Raw genomic sequence first — 1,117 nt, forward strand, 5'->3', positions numbered from 1 at the left:
CGTGGGCGCAGGTCCATCCTAAAGGGGTGGTCCCACGTTTTGACGTGTACTGAGGACAAAGGGAACAAAAAGGGGGGGTTGTGAAGTTATGTCTACCCTCAACCCCCTCCACCAGATTATCACCGCCTGGGTCCACAACGCCTTCCCCTCCCTGAGAAAGACCTTCCGCGCCAACCTGGCCCAAAGCCGCCTCAACCGCCTCTGGCGCTTCCTCCACCACCCCGCCCTGCAAAACCCCTGGACCCTCACAGCCCATCTCCTCCCCCTCCTCGCCCCTCGGGTGGCCCAAAAGGGCCTCCTCCCCCTCCTCGTGGACTGGACCCACGGGGAGGACGGCGAGCACAAGGTCCTGGTGGCCGCCCTCCCCCTGCGAGGGAGGGCTCTGCCCCTGGCCTTCGCCCTCCACCCCCTCTCCCCCTTCCCCAGCCAGAACCGGGTGGAGGAGGCCTTCCTCCACCGCTTGGGCCGGGAGGTCCAGGCCCTGGGCTACACCCCCCTCTTCCTCCTGGACCGGGGCTTTGACCGGGCCTCCTTGATGCGGCGGCTCCAGGAATGGGGCATGGGTTTCCTCATCCGGCTGCGGCGCAACCGGGGGGTGGAGACGGAAACGGGGGAGCGCTTCCTCCTGGGGGAGCGCTACCCGGAGGTGCCCGAGCCCCAGGGTTTGCGGGCCCGCCTGGTGGGGTCTAGGGGGAGGGGGGTAGAGGTGGGGCTTTGGCTTTTCCAGGGGAGGCGGGAGCCCTGGTACCTGGCCTTCCGGGACCTGAAGGGCGGGGGTTTGGGTCTGGACCGGCACCGGATGAGGACGGGGGTGAGCCTTGGGGGTTGGCTTTGGCTTGTCTTCTTGGCCATGGTGGTGTGGGTCCTCCTGGGGGCGGTTCTTGGGGGTGCGGAGTGGTGGCCCCAGGTGGTGGCCTATCCGGAGCGGCAGAGCCTCTTCCGCCTAGGGTGGATGGCTTTGGCCCAGGGCCCCCCGCGTCTGCGGGATGAGGTGGCGCGGGCGTTGCGGGAGCTGCTTCAAGGCCTACTGCAGAGAGGGGGAAACTGATGAGAGGTCAGGGATGAACCCGGACAGACACATGTGAGACTGGACGAGTAAAAATGTGGGGACCACTCC

At 67.1% G+C, this 1,117-nt stretch carries 1 protein-coding gene; it reads left to right on the forward strand.

Annotated features, from left to right (window positions below):
• The first annotated feature begins 88 nt into the window (after positions 1–88).
• On the forward strand, positions 89–1,048 hold the full coding sequence (locus tag L0D17_RS13120) for an IS4/IS5 family transposase (protein ID WP_243095695.1): 960 nt from the start codon (positions 89–91) through the stop codon (positions 1,046–1,048).
• Positions 1,049–1,117: the final 69 nt, after the last annotated feature.

Origin of the sequence: Thermus thalpophilus, assembly GCF_022760915.1 — a bacterium.
In the GTDB taxonomy this organism is placed as follows: domain Bacteria; phylum Deinococcota; class Deinococci; order Deinococcales; family Thermaceae; genus Thermus; species Thermus thalpophilus.

What these genes read in the sequence shown, in the direction of transcription:
- L0D17_RS13120 (WP_243095695.1), top strand. Translation starts at nt 89, where the DNA reads ATGTCTACCCTCAACCCCCTCCACCAGATTATCACCGCCTGGGTCCAC.